Source organism: Burkholderia sp. D-99 (assembly GCF_011605345.1).
GTDB lineage: Bacteria > Pseudomonadota > Gammaproteobacteria > Burkholderiales > Burkholderiaceae > Burkholderia.
This window is the reverse complement of record NZ_JAAOXM010000027.1, coordinates 1-5,181: the sequence shown is the minus strand read 5'-3', so window position 1 is coordinate 5,181 and position 5,181 is coordinate 1. Positions and strand designations below refer to the sequence as shown.

Annotated in this window: 3 protein-coding genes; 2 read left to right on the top strand and 1 reads right to left on the bottom strand. The window is 68.4% G+C overall.

The features are described 5' to 3' along the window. The first annotated feature begins 324 nt into the window (after positions 1-324). Positions 325-4,389 (top strand): phosphoribosylformylglycinamidine synthase, encoded by a 4,065-nt coding sequence (gene purL, locus HAV18_RS39505; protein ID WP_166966429.1) that lies wholly within the window; start codon positions 325-327, stop codon positions 4,387-4,389. 5 nt (positions 4,390-4,394) lie between these two features. Then, positions 4,395-4,940, top strand: a complete 546-nt coding sequence (locus tag HAV18_RS39500) for a GNAT family N-acetyltransferase (protein ID WP_166966426.1) — start codon at positions 4,395-4,397, stop codon at positions 4,938-4,940. Between the two features lie 125 nt (positions 4,941-5,065). Here HAV18_RS39500 and HAV18_RS39495 read toward each other — a convergent pair. After that, positions 5,066-5,181, bottom strand: a 116-nt coding sequence (locus tag HAV18_RS39495) for a transposase (protein ID WP_166965231.1), incomplete at its 5' end; no start/stop codon positions are given.

Here is a 5,181-nt window from a genome sequence, read left to right as displayed (position 1 = left end):
CCACCGAACCACCGAACCACCGAACCACCGAACCACCGAACCACCGAACCACCGAACCACCGAACCACCGAACCACCGAACCACCGAACCACGCCCGCCACCCGCCACCCGCCACCCGCCACCCGCCACCCGCCACCCGCCGCGCCCGCGCCCGCACGAGGCGGCCCGGAGAGTGGCTCGTGCGCGATGCGCATCGCGGCACCGTCGCGGTGCATGCGGGCTGCCGATCGGCCGGTCTTGGGCGACCGACTTCCGGGTATAATTACGGCCTTCCTTTCGCCCCACGTCGCCATCTCGCGCGACTCATCGACGTCAGTCCAGCCCATGGCTCACTTCTCGTGTTTTCCCGGCGCTTCGGCCCTCTCCGATTTCCGTCAAACCCGTCTGCTCGACACGCTCAGGCAAATCGACGCCAACATCGTCGCGGTGCGCGGGCAGTTCCTGCACTTCGTCAATGCGGCCGAGCCGCTGTCGGCCGACGACAGCGCGCGCATCGACGCGCTGATGCACTACGGCGCGCCGTTCGAGCCGGCCGCCGAGAAGGGCACGGCCGAGACCTTCGTCGTGCTGCCGCGCTTCGGCACGGTCTCGCCGTGGGCGAGCAAGGCGACCGATATCGCACAGCACTGCGGCCTCACGCACGTGCGCCGCATCGAGCGCGGCGTCGAATTCACGGTCACGCTGAAGTCGGGCCTGCTCGGCGGCAAGAAGGCACTGTCGGACGACGCGCGCGCGGCCGTCGTGGCCGCGCTGCATGACCGGATGACCGAAAGCGTGGTCGCGGCGCGCGACGACGCGAAGCACCTGTTCGACGAGCTGCCGGCCAAGCCGCTCGCGAGCGTCGATGTGCTGGGTGTCGGCCGCGGCGCACTCGAGCGCGCGAACGTCGAGCTGGGCCTCGCGCTCGCCGATGACGAGATCGATTACCTGGTCGACGCGTTCCGCAAGCTCGAACGCAACCCGACCGACGTCGAGCTGATGATGTTCGCGCAGGCGAACAGCGAGCACTGCCGCCACAAGATCTTCAACGCGCAGTGGACGATCGACGGCGAAGCGCAGGACATGTCGCTGTTCGCGATGATCCGCAACACCGAAAAGCTGAACCCGCAGGGCACGATCGTCGCGTATTCGGACAACTCGTCGATCATGGTCGGCGCAGAAGCCGAGCGCTGGTTCCCGCGCAACGCGGGTGCGGCCGGCGAGCCGGGCGAGCGTTACGGCCGCCATACCGAGCTCACGCACACGCTGATGAAGGTCGAGACGCACAACCACCCGACGGCGATCTCGCCGTTCCCGGGGGCGGCGACCGGCGCGGGCGGCGAGATCCGCGACGAAGGCGCGACGGGCCGCGGCGCGCGTCCGAAGGCCGGCCTGACGGGCTTCACCGTGTCGAACCTCGACCTGCCGGACGCCCGCCAGTCGTGGGAAAACGCACGTGACGCAGCGCAGCCGGTCGGCGAGCGCAACCCGAACGACGCGCACGGCCCGTACGGCCGCCCGGACCGCATCGCATCGCCGCTGCAGATCATGATCGACGGCCCGCTCGGCGGCGCCGCGTTCAACAACGAATTCGGCCGTCCGAACCTCGGCGGCTATTTCCGTGTGTACGAGCAGAACGTCGGCGGGAAAGTGCACGGCTATCACAAGCCGATCATGATCGCGGGCGGCCTCGGCAACATCGCGGATCAACATACGCACAAGCACGACGTGCCGGCAGGCTCGCTGCTGATCCAGATCGGCGGCCCCGGCATGCGGATCGGGATGGGCGGCGGCGCCGCGAGCTCGATGGCGACCGGCGCGAACACGGCCGAACTCGACTTCGACTCGGTGCAGCGCGGCAACCCTGAAATCGAGCGTCGCGCGCAGGAAGTGATCAACGGCTGCTGGCAGCTCGGCGCGGAAAACCCGATCCTGAGCATTCACGACGTCGGCGCGGGCGGCCTGTCGAACGCGTTCCCCGAGATCGTCGACGGTGCGGGCAAGGGCGCGCGCTTCGAGCTGCGCAAGGTCGCGCTCGAGGAATCGGGCCTGTCGCCGCGCGAAATCTGGTCGAACGAGGCGCAAGAGCGCTACGTGCTGGCGATCGCGCCGGCCGACCTGCCGCGCTTCGAGGCGATCTGCGTACGTGAGCGCTGCCCGTTCGCGGTGGTCGGTGTCGCGACCGACGAACGCCAGCTGAAGCTCGTCGACGACGAAGCGACGGGCGCCGACGAATACCCGGTCGACATGCCGATGGAAGTGCTGCTCGGCAAGCCGCCGCGCATGCATCGCGACGTCGCGCGCGTGACGACCGAGCGCACGCCGGTCGACGTGACGGGCATCGCGCTGTCGGAAGTCGCGGTCGACGTGCTGAAGCACCCGACGGTCGGCAGCAAGTCGTTCCTGATCACGATCGGCGACCGTTCGGTCGGCGGCACGTCGGTGCGCGACCAGATGGTCGGCCCGTGGCAGGTGCCCGTGGCCGACTGCGCGGTCACCGCGCTCGACTACGCGGGCTTCAAGGGCGAGGCGATGACGATGGCCGAGCGCACGCCGCTCGCGGTGATCGACGCGCCGGCGTCGGGCCGCATGTCGGTCGGCGAGGCGATCACGAACATCGCGAGCGCGCCGATCGCGTCGCTCGACAAGCTGAAGCTGTCGGCGAACTGGATGGCCGCGTGCGGCACGGCCGGCGAGGACGCTGCGCTGTTCGACACGGTCAAGGCGATCGGCATGGAGCTGTGCCCGGCACTCGGGATCGGCATCCCGGTCGGCAAGGATTCGCTGTCGATGAAGACGAAGTGGGACGAGCAGGGCGTCGCGAAGGAAGTGGTGTCGCCGGTGTCGCTGATCATCTCCGCGTTCGCGCCGGTCGAGGACGTGCGTCGCCACCTGACGCCGCAACTGCGCCTTGTTGCCGACGCAGGCGACAGCGTGCTGATCGCGATCGATCTCGGCCGCGGCAAGAACCGGATGGGCGGCAGCATCTTCGCGCAGGTCACGCAGCAGGTCGGCGACACGACGCCGGACGTCGATGATGCGGAAGACCTGAAGCGTTTCTTCAACGCGATCCAGTCGCTCAATGTGCAGGACAAGCTGCTCGCCTACCACGACCGCTCGGACGGCGGCCTGTGGGCGACGGTGTGCGAAATGGCGTTCGCGGGCCACGCGGGCGTGTCGCTGAACGTCGACATGCTGACGCTCGACCCGAACCACGAATCCGACTACGGCGACGCGAAGGACTGGGCGAAGCAGACGAGCGGCCGTCGCGAAGATCGCACGCTGCGCGCGCTGTTCTCCGAGGAACTGGGCGCCGTCGTGCAGGTGCGTGCGACCGACCGTGATGCGGTGCTCGGCGCGCTGCGCGAGTTCGGCCTGTCGGCGTGCTCGCACGTGATCGGCTCGGTCAACGACCGCGACGTGATCGAGGTGTACCGCGACGCGAAGAAGATCTTCGACGCACCGCGCACCGAACTCCATCGTGCGTGGAGCGAAGTGAGCTGGCGCATCGCGCGCCTGCGCGACAACCCCGCATGCGCGGATGCCGAATACGACGCGCTGCTCGACGCAGCCGATCCGGGCCTCTCGCCGGTGCTGAGCTTCGATCCGGCCGACGACATCGCCGCGCCGTTCATCGCGACGGGCGCACGCCCGCGCGTCGCGATCCTGCGCGAGCAGGGCGTGAACTCGCATCTGGAAACGGCCTACGCGTTCGACCGCGCGGGCTTCGATGCACACGACGTGCACATGAGCGACCTGCTCGCCGGCCGCGCGAATCTTGCCGATTTCGCGGGTGCGGTTGCATGCGGCGGCTTCTCGTACGGCGACGTGCTCGGTGCGGGCGAAGGCTGGGCGAAGACGATCCGCTTCAACGCGAATCTCGCCGACATGTTCTCGGCGTTCTTCGCGCGTCCCGACACGTTCGCGCTCGGCATCTGCAACGGCTGCCAGATGCTGTCGAGCATCTCGTCGATGATCCCGGGTGCGGAAGCCTGGCCGAAGTTCACGCGCAACAAGTCCGAGCAGTTCGAGGCGCGTTTCTCGTTCGTCGAAGTCGAGAAATCGCCGTCGATCTTCTTCGCCGGGATGGAAGGCTCGCGGATTCCGGTCGCGGTCGCGCACGGCGAAGGCTACGCAGACTTCTCGCAGCAGGGTGACATCGATCGTGTCGCGGTCGCGATGCGTTTCGTCGACCACCGCGGCGAAGCGACCGAGCGTTATCCGTTCAACCCGAACGGCTCGCCGGCCGGCATCACGTCGGTCACGACGGCCGACGGCCGCTTCTCGGTGCTGATGCCGCACATGGAGCGCGTGCACCGCACGGTCGCGATGAGCTGGCACCCGGAAAGCTGGGGTGAAGCGAGCCCGTGGATGCGTGTGTTCCGCAACGCGCGCCGCTGGATCGGTTGATCCCGATGATGTTCGATCCGAACGCGCCGGTCGAGGTCGTCACGCTGCGCGACGAGCGCGCCGGCGATGTCGACGCGATCGGCCGCGTGATCGTCGCCGCGTTCGCGGGCGAGCCGGAAGGCGGGCAGTTCGAACGGCGGATCGTCGACACGCTGCGTGCCGACGGTACGTTGAGCGTATCGCTCGTCGCGGAACGCGACGGCCGCGTGATCGGGCACGTTGCGTTCTCGCCGGTGTCGATCGGCGGCGAGCCGTCCGGCAGCCAGGGCTGGTACGGGCTGGCGCCGCTCGCGGTGCTGCCCGACTGCCAGCGGCAGAGCATCGGCGCGGGGCTGGTGCGCACGGGGCTTGACGCGTTGCGCCGGCTCGGCGCGCGCGGCTGTGTCCTGCTCGGGGAACCCGCGTACTACACACGTTTCGGCTTTGCGCCGTCCGGCGACATCGTGTTCCCTGGCGTGCCGCCCGAGTATTTCCTTGCGCTGTCGCTCGACGACCCGGCGCCGCGGCCGTCGGGTGACGTTCGCTATCACGACGTGTTCTATCCCGCGTAGCGCAGGTTTGCGGCGCGCGTCGATCCGGCACACAAGAAGGCCGCTCTTCGGAGCGGCCTTTTCTTTGGGCGCACCGCGGCGCATCGTGATGCGCCGGCAGTCAGCCTGCGGGCAATAAAAAAGGTTCATCGAGGATTACCGGGGAACGCGGCGCGGATCTTGAGGAAGAAGTATTCCTCGTCGCGGTACCCGTAAGCTCGACGCTTGATGACCTTGATGGTGTTGTTGATACCTTCGACGA

What these genes read in the sequence shown, in the direction of transcription:
- HAV18_RS39500 (WP_166966426.1), top strand. Translation starts at nt 4,395, where the DNA reads ATGATGTTCGATCCGAACGCGCCGGTCGAGGTCGTCACGCTGCGCGAC.
- purL (WP_166966429.1), top strand. Translation starts at nt 325, where the DNA reads ATGGCTCACTTCTCGTGTTTTCCCGGCGCTTCGGCCCTCTCCGATTTC.